The 12,259-nt window shown below is 56.3% G+C and carries 9 protein-coding genes; 3 read left to right on the top strand and 6 right to left on the bottom strand.

Annotated features, from left to right (window positions below; genetic code table 11):
* Positions 1-525 precede the first annotated feature (525 nt).
* From FHL16_RS29255 to FHL16_RS29245, 3 genes are all read right to left on the bottom strand, one after another.
* Complete coding sequence (locus tag FHL16_RS29255; protein ID WP_138739093.1) at positions 526-1,119, bottom strand: hypothetical protein; 594 nt, start codon at positions 1,117-1,119, stop codon at positions 526-528.
* Complete coding sequence (locus FHL16_RS29250; protein ID WP_077750070.1) at positions 1,110-1,913, bottom strand: hypothetical protein; 804 nt, start codon at positions 1,911-1,913, stop codon at positions 1,110-1,112. Before FHL16_RS29250 ends, FHL16_RS29255 begins: the two co-directional genes overlap by 10 nt.
* 589 nt (positions 1,914-2,502) lie before the next feature.
* Entirely contained in the window at positions 2,503-3,585 is a 1,083-nt protein-coding gene (locus tag FHL16_RS29245; RefSeq protein WP_077750069.1) for a helix-turn-helix transcriptional regulator, read from the bottom strand.
* Positions 3,586-3,777: 192 nt separating this feature from the next.
* Between FHL16_RS29245 and FHL16_RS29240 the strand changes: the two genes are divergently transcribed.
* Positions 3,778-5,262, top strand: a complete 1,485-nt coding sequence (locus FHL16_RS29240; RefSeq protein ID WP_077750068.1) for a DUF726 domain-containing protein — start codon at positions 3,778-3,780, stop codon at positions 5,260-5,262.
* Between the two features lie 49 nt (positions 5,263-5,311).
* On the opposite strand, the gene FHL16_RS29235 is transcribed toward FHL16_RS29240, so the two are convergent.
* Genes FHL16_RS29235 through FHL16_RS29225 form a run of 3 tightly spaced genes read right to left on the bottom strand, consistent with a single transcriptional unit; the run spans position 5,312 to position 9,513 of the window.
* Positions 5,312-7,057, bottom strand: a complete 1,746-nt coding sequence (locus FHL16_RS29235) for a LeoA/HP0731 family dynamin-like GTPase (protein ID WP_077750067.1) — start codon at positions 7,055-7,057, stop codon at positions 5,312-5,314.
* The gene (locus tag FHL16_RS29230; protein ID WP_077750066.1) at positions 7,035-8,750 is read right to left on the bottom strand and encodes a hypothetical protein; all 1,716 of its coding nucleotides are present in this window, start codon (positions 8,748-8,750) and stop codon (positions 7,035-7,037) included. Before FHL16_RS29230 ends, FHL16_RS29235 begins: the two co-directional genes overlap by 23 nt.
* A 1-nt stretch (position 8,751) precedes the next feature.
* Entirely contained in the window at positions 8,752-9,513 is a 762-nt protein-coding gene (locus FHL16_RS29225) for a hypothetical protein (protein WP_077750065.1), read from the bottom strand.
* A gap of 526 nt (positions 9,514-10,039) precedes the next feature.
* Here FHL16_RS29225 and FHL16_RS29220 point away from each other — a divergent pair.
* The gene (locus tag FHL16_RS29220) at positions 10,040-11,440 is read left to right on the top strand and encodes a hypothetical protein (RefSeq protein ID WP_177346262.1); all 1,401 of its coding nucleotides are present in this window, start codon (positions 10,040-10,042) and stop codon (positions 11,438-11,440) included.
* 53 nt (positions 11,441-11,493) lie between these two features.
* The gene (locus tag FHL16_RS29215) at positions 11,494-12,246 is read left to right on the top strand and encodes an SIR2 family NAD-dependent protein deacylase (protein ID WP_077750073.1); all 753 of its coding nucleotides are present in this window, start codon (positions 11,494-11,496) and stop codon (positions 12,244-12,246) included.
* Positions 12,247-12,259: the final 13 nt, after the last annotated feature.

Raw genomic sequence — 12,259 nt, 5'->3', positions numbered from 1 at the left:
GTAGTGTGGGGTTTCCCCATGTGAGAGTAGGTCATCGTCAAGATTAAATTCCGAAACCCCTATCTGCGTATGCAGGTAGGGGTTTTGTTTGTTCTCGAAAAAAGTATCCTGAGACTGGGTACGAAGTACCGTATGCACAATCCTGGTGGTGCTGTCTTGAGTAGAGCGAAACCAGACGCCCATCCGCTTGCTGTAGCTGCTCCAGCATATTGGGGAGATTGTTCCCATTTCTCGTTGCAGTCAGCTCAGTGTCCGGATCTGGCCGATATCTACCTGTCGCCAAGGGCTGTAATCGACCCAAAATAGCCTTTCGCGAAAGCCAGCCAATGAGGCATAGATGCCGGTCAGCGTTGATAGAATTGGCCGAGAGCGACCCTGAACCGATTCCTTTTAGACCCTGAACCGACAATCTATCGGGTATATCCTTTGGACTCTGACTCTGACTCTGACTCCGGCGCGGGGGGGGGGGGCAACTCGGCCGGGCCGCACTAGCAGTCGCGGACGACAAGAGGCTCCGGACTATCGTCATATGTCGGAAGCGGGCAATGAAATGAACCTGCCAATGGCCTCTTCCGTACCCTGCGGCGCAACCACAAAGTCAGCCAGATCAACCTCCCACCACGTTCCTTTCAACTCTTTAGTCAGCGTCGAAATCGAAAACGCATCCCCCTTGGGATATTCGGCCTCCTCCCACTGCTGCTTGATATTCAGAACCGAACTTTCATTCAACCAATAGGCATAGATGCGAATGACTGCTGTCGCATCAGGTAGGTTCAGCGGATCAGGCTGCCCCTTACCTTGACGATTCCGTTTGAGAACTGATGGGTCCGTATGCAACTGAAATTGGATAACGGCCTGCTGTTCTTCATCAGTTCGCGCATACACGAATTGAGCATTGAGCAGAGGCAAGTAATCCCACGCCCACTTGCTGGAAGGTTTGGTGGCAGACCGGCATGGACGGTCAAAATTGATTGGGTCCCAGAACCAGAAGCCGGCTCCGAATTTGGCAGCCATTTCATCCAGAGCAGGTAAGAGCCGCTTGTAGAACCCTGCGAGTAAGCGATGAGAGTTCTGTACCTGATTTACGAGAGAAGCGGCTTGTTCGCGAGTCATGTCCACTGTACTAGCTCTTCCTTTTCTAATGTTTGCGCAATCGGCAGCAGGGCGGCCCAATCTTGGGTGCTGGCGCTTCGCGTTGGTATTTTTGCAAGGGTCGTCCAGTCTTGAACAAGCTCAAGCTGTTTGCGGAAACCGTCGGGTGTTTTACACAGCGGTAGCAGGTCGCTGAAAGGCATGGTATCGCTCACCATGCCGAACAATCGAAACGCTTCGAACCAGTCTTGGAAGACGCGCTCATCCCGACTGTCCGCCAGATCTCGGATGAGCCCAAGCCTTCTCAGAAGTTCTGGCCAATCCAGACAAATCACACGGAGGGCTATCGACGAAAATTCTCTTTCGAGCTTATCTGCCGAGCTCCGCCATTTGGGATGATTGCGGCCTAAGGCAAGTAAAATGATTTGTTTTGGCTCATCGTTTTGTCTGTGAAGGGCTTGGACCTCCGCTCGCCATTGCCTAGAGGTTTGCATACCACCAAATGGCGGCTTCACTTCGATCAGCAGGCGATGATGGGGATACTCGATCAGTACATCTGGTTCGACATATCTGCGACCTTCACTTTCACTCAACCTTGGCCAGAACTGGATATCGCTCAACTGTCCAAGATCGACCGCGCATTCGTTGCCGAGCAGGACGCGTAGAAACGCATCATGGACACAGCTAGACAAATAGGGCATGCGCCCGAACAACACGCTCGTCAGTAGATCTTCACGTTTGCGAAACAAGGTGCGCCAACTTAGCTGGTGTCCATCAATCTCAACGCGACCTGCCTTCCCGTGCAGGATTGCCGTTAGCATTGGCCGCCCTCGATCTGAGGGGCAATTACATTAGTCGCCAAAACGCGCATAGACATATAGGCTCCCCACTCCAAAAAATAGATTCGCATCAAGCTTCTATCCAAGCCCTCATGATGTCACCAACGTACTTATCTCACTGAAGAGCCACGCAAACGGATCTCAAACACTAATGCACCGTCCTTTCGAAGAGATACTTGCGCGTCGACTGGAATGGCATCGTACATGTGCATGCAGGAAAGCGGCTTGCAGGGACCCAGACGGCGATTATTAGAACTGCCGATCAAGGCTAGATGAATCGACTCGGTTTTCATCGACGCCGCGATCGGCCGGTTTGGGGTGATGCAGGGCGTTTGCTAACGTCTTCTTTTGGCCCAGAGTGTGTAAAAACGCCTCCGCGAATGGTATCGCAAATCCTGACGATGTTCGTGCGCATGCTGGAAGAACGAGACGTGGTGGTCCAGGAGCAGTAGTTCGCCGCCCCATTTCAAATGGCACCTTTCACTGGCAGAGCGGGCCCAATCGACGAGGTTGTCTGCGTGGGGCGGTATCCACTGTGTGACCAGCCCCAACCGGTGGCTTAGCCAGGGTCCTACGCGACAGACGCGGCGGATTGTGCCGCCGCCTGCTCGTTAACCCGCGAAACCACTGTTCCCGCGACCTCATCAAGTGGTTGATAGGCAGCGGCCGCACGCTGCAGCGTCTCGCCAATCTGAGCGCGAAGTTCGGCCGGCTGTTCGACCACCATGGCGTCGCCCTGGGACAGAATCCACCAGTGCAGTTGCCAGGTGTTGCTCAGCGTCGAGCGCACCCGATAGCCATCTTCGAGTTGTTCCAGGGTCATGTCCGGGCTCAGCGGTGTCTCGCGGATCAAGCGTGCCTGGCGCTCACTCACCCATGCCTGAAACTGAATTTTCTCCGGCGTTCCGAACTGCAACGCGTCGCTGGCCAGGTAGGCGTGCAAGTCGAATCCCTGCACGCCCTCGGCAGGTCTGTCGAGCTGCTCGACCGTGCGGAAACGGTGCACTGCAAACTGGCGTATATCGGTGTACGGATGCGCCGTGGCAATCAAATAGGTCACCAGCCCGCGCTGCACGATTGCCAGGGGATTGAGCGTCATCTCGCTCAACTTGTCGGTGTGTGCGGAGTAATACTGGCACTGCACCTGACTTTCATTGATCAATGCCTTCTGCAATGACTCCAGCCGGTGCGGATCGATGTCCGGTGCCTGGAGATTCAGGTCCGGTCGCACGGCGGCAACCTTTTCCAGCCAGCGAGCTGCCGGGTTATCGTCTTCCAGGCCTTTGAGCTTGCGCCGGGCATGCACGAAGCGCGGTTCCAGCACGCTCAACATGCTGGCGGGCAATAACGGGCGAATGGCATCTTCAACCAGCGCCAGGCTCAAGGCTTCGGTCAAGGTAATGCCTTGCAACTCGACATTCACCCCCGGCGTCCAGTGCCAGGCCTGCGGTGAACCGTCTTCGCTGCACTGCAATGGAAACACCAGGGACAAATCAACCAGGTCGCGTTCGACCGTACGCCGGCTGGTCTGGTAGCCACACGTGTCAAGCCGCGCCAGCAGTTCCGTCACGGTGATGCCTGAATCGCGTTTGGGCAGGAGCTTGAGCAGTTCCCATTGACGACTGACCGTGGAATGAGATTTGGCTGACGGCACGGTATTTTCCTTGTGCGGGGGGGGAGGGTGAAAAAGCAACCGGGGGAGGAGTTTACGGGAGTACATTGTGTCGCGGAATGGCGATAAGCTATCACTTTTTTAAGATCGGGATCCACAGGCGAATAGGCAAAGGGCTTGTTTCGAAGTGTGCCCATGGCACTGAAAAATCCTGGTTAGAACGGAGCTTCACTTTTGGTAAAACACTTCAGGTTCTTGACCCTGCCGCACAGTGCCAGCACAGTGGCGAACGTGTTCGTTCACGGGTATTCCGCCGGGCACGATCTGAAGGATCGCCGATTGTTGTCCAGGCAGATTCCCTCCACGCTGCACAATGGCATCAACATTCTTGGCTTCTGGCGCTCGGGCCATTACTTGCAGGTGCCCAACACCACCAAGCAGCTCGTTGTCGCCGCCGGCCGCCTGTATCCCTATGCAACGGCCGCTGCATTTGTAGCGGACCGCGTGGCGCATTTTGCCCTCAGTCGTCGCCGGGCAACGGAAATGGGTGATGTCCTGCTCAGTGAGTTGCACGATTACTTGAAGGCGAATCATCCCGAGGTGGCCGAAATCAATCTGATCGGCCACTCATTGGGCGGCCGAGTGCTGGTCAGTGCCTTGAGGAAACTGGTTCGCCAACCCGACGGCTATAGCCTCACCATCGGCGATGTACTGCTGATGGCCGCTGCTGTCGAAGTGAAGGCTGACGAAGTGCCAGGACTCAAGGCCTGTATCAAAGGACGGTTGATCAATGCCTACTCCAGGTCCGACAGGATGCTGCTGATGAACGCAGACGAAACTTGCCTGGGGCGCCACGAAGTGACGAATTTCGAGAATGTTTCGATGACCGGTTTCGGCCATCAAGACTACTGGCCGAACCTGCACAAGGTTTTGACGGTCACTGTCTTTGCCGGTTTCCAGGGGCAGCATTATCCGGTTCTTCTGAACAAGGAAGGCGATCTGCAGGATGATCACGTGCGTACGGATTATCTGCTCTACGACCTGTTTGAACACCTTGAACCGTCGCACCCAACGTTATTGGAGGAAGCGATCAAGCACCTCAAGAACAGCAGCTGGACGTCCCTTGACGACAACCAGGACTCAAACGAAAAGCACTACGCCTTCACCCGGGAATTTCAACTGTTGGGCGGCCATTGCCTGGCCAACATGACGCGACGCCGAGGTTTGCCTTACGCCGAAGTGCTTGAAATGCTGGCATCGCATTTTGAATTGGATGAAGACGAGTTGCATAAGTGCACGACCATCCTGGAGCTTGAGGGCGCATTGGTCCGCAGGTTCTTCCATAACGCGTTTCCAGAAGGGCATGAACTCAGCAAATCAACTGAAACGGACCTGAAAACCCTGTCGGCAGAGCACTATTTCAGGCACGTCGATGCTTTGGCGGGACGGTTAACGTTGAGTGCCTGCTTCAAGTCATCAGCCTCGATGGGTGCGCAGGCATCTGGCTCAGTCAGTTCGCAGATTACAATGGCAACCGTTGGCAGCTTCGTGTCGCCTAACCTGCTGGCGATGGTGCCAAAACTGTTGGCGGCGACGACGGTCGGACGAGTGATTACCAACGTCAAGACAGCATTGAAGCCCGGTTACTCGGCATTGATTCCGGCAGTCGCAATCATTTTTTATGCGCGGGTGAAGCTGGGCAATGACGGGTTGCATTGAGGAAAGGGTAGCCGCCAGCGTGCTGCTCCTGGCGGCGTTAAAGCCCTGGTTAAGCGGTCAACGCTCGCATTGAAGGCTCTGTGCTGCCTGGCAGCCCCAGCGCGTTCAGTTTTTCGCGTACTTGAATCAGCTTTTCCTGGTTGCTGCGAATGAATTTCGAGCGCTCATCAACGGCTGCGACGATCTTCTCAAACTCTTTGAGCTGCGGTGCAAAGAAGTCCAGCAGCTTTTCGTCATCGCCAATAAGGTCGTAGATGTCCTTGAACGAACTCTTGATGATCGTGGTGATGGATTCTTTGGCAGTCTTCAATTCCTGCTCGAGTTCGTGAGCCTTGTAGGCACCCAGAAGGTCCGAGGTCAGGGTGAAGGCAGCGCCTGCAGGGCCAGCCCACTTGGAAATGGCGCCAGCAATTTTGGTTGCCTGCCACGGTTTGAACTTGAAAACCACTCCGGTCACGGCCCCCAGTGCATCTCTCGCAGCAAACACTGCACTCTTGATGATGTCCGGGCTCAGGTTGGCAATACCTTTAGCGGCGCCACCCATGGACTTGAGTGCGCCCTCGCTCATGGCATTGAGGAAGCTTTCGCTTGAGTTGAGCTGACGGCCGATGTCCTGGGAAATGCGGTTGGTGACCTTGGAGGATTGATCGAACGAGCGGTCGATGGCGGCCTTGATTTTAAGGTTGAGTTTGTAGCCGACACCTTCTTCGGTGTAGCCGATTTCATCCTCGAGAAAGTCACGAATATTTTCCAGCGACAGCGGGCGAAGCTTGCCAAGCAAGTCTTTTTCAAGATTGTTCAGCTCATCGAAAAGCTCCCCGGCAAGGCGTTTCACCTCGCGACGGCCCTTGGAAATATCCTGGTTGATCCGCACGGACTCCTCGGCGTTCTGCTGCGCAAAGGCATCCAGTCTGCCCAATTGCTCTTCGGCCCGTGCCACATGCTGGCCGACGACATCGCGCACAACGTCCATGCCCGTCTTGGCCATCAGTGCCGCAGGTACGTTGTCTTGCAGGATGCGGCTGGTCATGGCCTTCAGGTCGTTGATCCGCGAGCGGCTTTCGTAGTGCTCGGGCTTGCCGAACCAGAACTCCAGACCCCGACCACCGGGGTTGGAGGCCAGGCAGACGATGTTCAGGCGTGCCTGTTCTTCCGAGGTCAAGTTGGCTACTCGCTGCAACTTGGCTTTCAGGTTGTCCTTTTTGATGGTGGCCTGATCATCGAACAGCACCTGTTCGGTCAGGTCGGTCACTTCGTCCATTTTATTGATGACGAAGACCGTCGAAGACAGCTTGTTCAAGTCGCGCAGCACCCACTTGGCGATAGCGCTGTGGCTTTCCTTGAGCGGGTTGGTGGCATCCACGACGTACAGGATCAGATGCGCTTCGGAGATGTAGCGTTTGGTCAGGTCTTCATAAACCACCTGTTCGCCATCGACGGTCTTTTCCTTGTCACCGAAAAGGCCGGGGGTATCGACGATTTCACACTTGCCCGGCAGCCCCTCTGGCGTGTAGATCGCCAGGCGATCGGAGGATTCGTCCATGTCGATCTTCATATCGGCCATGACTTTACCCAGCCATGCGGCGATCACGCTGGTCTTGCCGTCGGAGAAGGCGCCTAGCAGTGCAATGCGCAAAACGTCGGATTCGATTGCCTTGACGGCTGAATCGATCTTTTCCATTTCGGCACTGACGTCACTGCCTAGCTCGCCCAACTCTTTCAGGATGACTCGAAGCTGATCCAGGCCTTTGATCGCTGTTTGCTTATCAACATTAAATTGCGTGAATTGTTCCATGGGGCATTTTCTCCAGTTGATCTTTGGTGCGCTGCATCAATGCCATCTGCTGCTTGATGATGTGCAGCGGGCGAATCAGGGATGCATGGATGTCGTTGACTTGTCCGAGGACTTTTGCCTCGATTTGACTGCGAACAGGTGTGAGCAAAGCCTTCAGCTCATCACGCAGGGAGTCGGCGGCATTGGCGCGTGCTTCGGCGATCTTGTCCTGGACTTGAGCCTGGGCTTTGCGAATGCGTTTTTCCTTGCTGAGGAGGAAGTTCATGAGGTTGATCAAGAGCCCCACCGCAGCGCCGACAGCTGCGCCAATAAGGTTGCCGACGACAGGGAATGCGGTGCCGATCCCGGCGCCCGCGAGGGCATAGGACCCTACGTTGAACAGCATCCAGCCGTAATCTTTGAAATCCAGTCCAAGGCCCAGCTCCGGTGTCTTGTAGCTCGCGTTAAGGTCCGCGCCTGCGTAAGCGATTGCCTGCTCGAACTCAACCCTCGAAACGTCCTCCAGCAGCCGCTGCATGGCCTGCACCAGATCGTTTTGCAACTCCGCCAGATACTTTTCGAACTGAGTCTGCAATTCTTCTTTCAGCTGTTCCTGGCGCTCGCGAAAGGCGCGCTGGATCTTGCTGGCGACCAATTCGTTTTCGCCGAAGTGTTCCTCGACGATGTCGTCGGCAGTCGCACTCATGTCAGTGAAGAGTCGGTCCCACAGGATTTTTCGGCCCTTCGTGACGGACTGTTCGAACTTGGCCAAGCCGTCTTTGACGGCAATGCGGCATTTGTCGAACTCTGGTTCTGTCCTGGCCACGAACGTTTCATGGCTGGTGTGGAGTTCTTGCAGGATGGCGAGGTTTTCCACCAGCAACTCATGAACTTTGGTCTTGTTGCTCTCGATCATGTCTTCTTTGAAGGTGCCCAGTTTTCCGTGAAGCACCTGGGCGACTGACTTGATCTGGCTGAACTCGTACATGGCCTTCGGCGAGGCGAAATACTTGCGGTAATTCCGTTGCTGAATGACCAGGTCGCGATCCCGGGAAGGGTGGATGGTCGTACGTTCCGTCCCTGGTGCAGCGGCCAGCGCCGAGAAAGCCAGCAACCCCTGCACGCAGTGGCCAGACTGCATGGCCTTGGCGCCCAGCACAGACTCGAGCACGCCCACGGTCTGCTGCAATGCACCGCTTTCGAGGGCTTGCCGGTCCTCCTCGAACTCGTAGGCATCGGCGTTGCCGCGCACGTTCACCAAGGGACACACTTGGGTGCCGAGACGCAAATAGGAGCGGATTTTCTCTGCGGTGGCTTTTTCAGGCTTCTTGTTGGTGCCGTTGACGTAGAACACCAGGTGCGCCTTGGCCACCGCTTCACGGACCATGTGCGAATACTTGCCCTCGTCACCTTCAATGCCGGGTACATCGATCAACTGGAAGCGTTTGCCCTTGTAGTTGAGCGTGTAGAACGTATTGCCTTTGGTGAAATCCGCTTCGCCGGTGCCGATGATCCGCCCGTCGATACGCAAGGCCAGGGCTTTTTTTCGGTCAAGTGCCAGAGCGCCGGAAAATACATCGGCCAGTCGCTGATTCAGCACGTCATCCATGGCGGCCGATTGGGTCTTGATGTGAGCAAAGGGGTTAGCGACCGGCGCGTCTTCAGGCACCGCGGTCGCTTGATCGAACAGTTCGTCGAGCTCAAAGTTGCTCATCTCAGACTCCTGCCAGTTTCAACAGCAGCGCCGATGCGGCTGCCCCCAGCACCATTCCGCCACAGGCAAAAGCAATCAGTTTTGTCCTGATTTTGGCGTTGGATTGGTCTTGGGCCAGTTGTAGGCGTTGCGCGGCTTCTTCCTGTTCCGCCTTCAAACGTTGCGCAGCTATGTCCTGCTCGGCTTTTAGCCGTTGTGCGGCGACTTCCTGTTCGGCCTTCAATCGGGCATTGGCCTCTTGCTCTGCCAGTGCCGTTCGGGCCTGCGCTTCGGCTTCAGCGATGCGGTTTCTGGCAGCTGTCTCTTCCTGCAGAATCTCGCAAAGACGGCGCGTGCCCTGGCGGATGTCAGAGATTTGCGCGGCATGTTCCTCGTAAACCGCATTCAGGCCTTCACGCAATCGTTCGATATGCTCGGCCAGCGCTTTTTCGTACTTCACCAGGTCGTGAGCATTTTGTTCCAGCAATGCTTGCCGGGACTCTTCCTTGAACAGAATGCGCAACGACTCGATGATCGTGCTCTTGCCCGCGTTGGTTTCGCCGAAAAACGCCATGGTGAACATGTCCCACTCGGCATGCGTCTTCAGCTGATCAAGTTCGCCATCGAACTGAGCCTGGATGGCGCGAAGCTTCTCGGTCATGTTGCCGACTTCGCGCTTGCCGTCTTTGTGCTCGACATTCAAATCCAGAATGTCGGCCATGGCGCCGGCGATACTGTCGGAAACGTCGGAATACAGGCGGTTAAGGTCTTGGGGCGCGTTCATTACTGTTCCTTGTGTGATGGAGTCAGCCTGGTGGGGCTGAGTGTCAGGCGTACCCGCGACATTTTGTGTCGTGCCCGATGTTCCGATGGGGGGATAAATCGCAGCCGACAGGCGCCGTCAGTTCAGCGAAGCTGCATTGAAATTGCCCAATGTCTGTAGAAAGTGTTGGTCGAGAGGTCGGTCCGGGGAGAACCGTGAAGCGGGTTACAAGAGGCATACGCAACGTCCTTGTTGGTGTGGGGCTTCATGCCAGTGGAGCATGGTCCATTGCCGTCTATCGGCATCGCCGGGAAAAGCTTGAGTGGGGTGGGTGCATCAACGCCACTTTTGCTCGGCGCGACTCAATTTGTCGCGGCCCCTGATCATGATCAAACCTTCCAACAACTGAGGGTGTGACCATGTTGAAAAATTTTCTGGCCGCTGTAGGCGTCGTAGTCATCGCCAAGAAAGGGTATGAGATTTACCGGCATTACAAGTCGATGGAAGCGGAGGTTGAAATCTTGCGCAGGACGCAGGGGGAGGGGTAGTGTCCGCCGGCAATCTTATTCTCGTGTTCAGCAAGGAAGTCAGCATGACGCAAGTGGCAGCTCAAAAAATCTCATCTTTGTGGCCAATGATGGGGGCATTGGGAACGCTTCAAACACCGTCGCGACGTTCTGAATTCGGTGTAGACAGTGTGACGCCCGAGCGGGTCAAGGTAGCGGTGGGCAAGACGACGCTTGCGATCCCGAAAGCCGCCTTCGAAGCCGTGCTGGAATATCTGCACGTCAACGACCACCACGCCGGTAATCCGTGTGTGATCGAATCCGATAATGACCATAAAAAAGCCGGGCCGCTTTGCAAGGTCGCCCGAGAACTTTCCAGTGGAACCTACGGTCCGCGAAATATCACCTACGTGCTTCCGATTCTTGAGCAATTGGGAGTTGTGGGGATCCGCTCGAAACAGCCCACTGCGGTCTGGTTGACGACGCGGTCCGTGGCCGTAGCGGCGGTTGTCGAACCGAATCAACGGGTTGTTGAAGAGTTGAAGGCAGGATGTCTCAGCCCGGTTCAACAGGCGTTTGCCGATCATTTGGCAACACTATGGTCAGGCGGTCCGGGTTCATTCGAGCATCGTTATTCAATCACCAGGCATCACTCATGGACGCCATGGAAGGAGCTGACCCGGCCCCAAAACAAGGAGTGGTGGTGCCTAACCCTGGCCGAGGCCGCCAAGCATTATTCCTGGCCGGAAAAGAAAGCACCTGATGACTTTTCCAGCATTGCGGCGCGGCTTCGCACGGCACTTGCTGCGAACGATTGCTTTGCCGCGCGAGAGGCCTGCCTGCAGATATTCAAATGGGGAGGTGTCGCCAATAAGCCGGGCGACGCCTCTTTGCTGTGGGTCGAGACCCGGTTCGCCGACCAGACCCTGTGCCATTCGATCTTGCAGGCGGTGAAATTGCTTCGACCCGCAAGCAACGAATCGCTCACGGCTTTCGATGGCACTAACCTGCTGATGAACTCCGCAATGACCAAGATTTACGCCGCTGCCGCCCCGGACGGCATCATCATCTATGATGGACGGGTAGGGGCTGCGCTGGGGTTGTTGGTGCGTAAATGGCTCGAAGGCATCGGGGGGAGCGTTGTACCGCCAGACCTGGCGTTTCGCTGGGGGCCCAATCAAAAAACGCCCAACAATAACGTCGAAACACGCGACCCTTCGCAAGAAGGTTTCGAATTTATCAATCTTTACAGAAGCAGCATCAAGGGGCCCAATCCTGCCGAAATCTGGGCCGGACTTGTGCGGGTGACCAGTCGCATCCTCCACGCGGTGATCCGGGTGCTCGCCGCGCAGGGGCGTGAAGTGAGACTGCTGGATCTGGAGCGGGCATTGTTCATGGTGGGCTTCGACGTGCGTTATCCGTTGGTGACGGCTTCCCGGTAGCTCACTGAATTGAGCAGTACTGAGGCCACGCTGACAACATGCAAGAGGTCGTGATGGAATTCCAGGTTGATCAGTTGCGTAGCGCACGCCACGTCGTGGTGTTTAGCGGCGCAGGCATTTCTGCAGAAAGTGGCATCCCGACATTTCGCGATGCCTTGACCGGCCTGTGGGAGAACTTCGACCCCGCTGCACTGGCCACAGCCCAAGCGTTCCGCAATGACCCCGCCCTCGTATGGGGTTGGTACGAGTGGCGACGTGCCAAGGTCCTTGGCGCACAACCGAACGCAGCGCACCGGGCCATCGCCGCATTGGCGTTGCGGGTGCCCAGGCTCACCGTGGTTACCCAGAACGTCGATGACTTGCTTGAGCGTGCGGGATGCCACGATGTCTTGCACCTGCACGGAAGTTTGAGTTCACCGCGCTGCTTTGCCTGTGCGCGGCCGTACGCATTAAGTGCGGATCAACTCGATGAGCCGCAAGACGGGCGTTGCATCGAGCCGCCGCGCTGCCGGCATTGCAACGGCAAAGTGCGACCTGGTGTCGTCTGGTTTGGCGAATCGTTGCCCAATGACGTGTGGCGCAAGGCAGTTTCGGCAGCGCAGGACTGTGATGTTTTACTTTCGATCGGTACGTCCGGCCTGGTCCAGCCTGCGGCCGAGATCCCGCGAATCGCCTTGCAGCATGGCGCGCAGGTGCTGCACATTAATGTGCAGCCTGAACCTGTAGAAGGGCGGCGCGAGTTCAGCCTGACGGGCAGGGCGGCAGACGTTCTGCCGCGGCTGGTGGCGAAGGCTTTCGTGGCATAGGTTCAATCGGCTG

It is taken from the genome of Pseudomonas sp. FSL W5-0299 (genome assembly GCF_005930655.1).
GTDB classification, from domain to species: Bacteria; Pseudomonadota; Gammaproteobacteria; order Pseudomonadales; family Pseudomonadaceae; genus Aquipseudomonas; species Aquipseudomonas mandelii.
The sequence above is the reverse complement of the archived record's forward strand: the minus strand, read 5'-3'. Positions and strand labels throughout refer to the sequence as shown.

Coding starts and splice junctions, on each gene's coding strand:
- FHL16_RS29250 (WP_077750070.1), bottom strand. CDS start 1,913: ATGCTAACGGCAATCCTGCACGGGAAGGCAGGTCGCGTTGAGATTGAT.
- FHL16_RS29235 (WP_077750067.1), bottom strand. CDS start 7,057: ATGGAACAATTCACGCAATTTAATGTTGATAAGCAAACAGCGATCAAA.
- FHL16_RS29230 (WP_077750066.1), bottom strand. CDS start 8,750: ATGAGCAACTTTGAGCTCGACGAACTGTTCGATCAAGCGACCGCGGTG.
- FHL16_RS29225 (WP_077750065.1), bottom strand. CDS start 9,513: ATGAACGCGCCCCAAGACCTTAACCGCCTGTATTCCGACGTTTCCGAC.
- FHL16_RS29215 (WP_077750073.1), top strand. CDS start 11,494: ATGGAATTCCAGGTTGATCAGTTGCGTAGCGCACGCCACGTCGTGGTG.